Origin of the sequence: Arthrobacter sp. E44 (assembly GCF_041877125.1) — a bacterium.
GTDB lineage: Bacteria > Actinomycetota > Actinomycetes > Actinomycetales > Micrococcaceae > Arthrobacter.
In genome coordinates, this window is the sequence record NZ_JBHDJA010000089.1 from 1 (window position 1) to 243 (window position 243).

General features: G+C 65.0%; 1 protein-coding gene. It reads left to right on the plus strand.

The window, feature by feature from the left end:
• Window positions 1-235 (plus strand): transposase (locus tag ACETK3_RS21425; protein WP_373993610.1); only part of this gene is annotated, 235 nt, incomplete at its 5' end.
• Window positions 236-243 lie beyond the last annotated feature (8 nt).

The following is a 243-nucleotide window of genomic DNA, read 5'->3' on the forward strand; positions in this document are numbered from 1 at the left end:
CCCCAACGAGCGGCTGAACAGAGAGATCCGCCGCCGAACCGACAGCGTCGGAATCTTCCCCAACCGGGACGCGATCATCCGCCTCGTCGGTGGCGTCCTCGCCGAGCAAACCGACGAATGGACCGAGGGACGCCGCTATCTGGGTCTCGACATCCTCGCCCGCTCTCGCATGCGCCCCACCACTGACACCGGAAGCGAGGTGGACACCGACACGATCATGGCCCTCAGCACATAAGCGAAGGA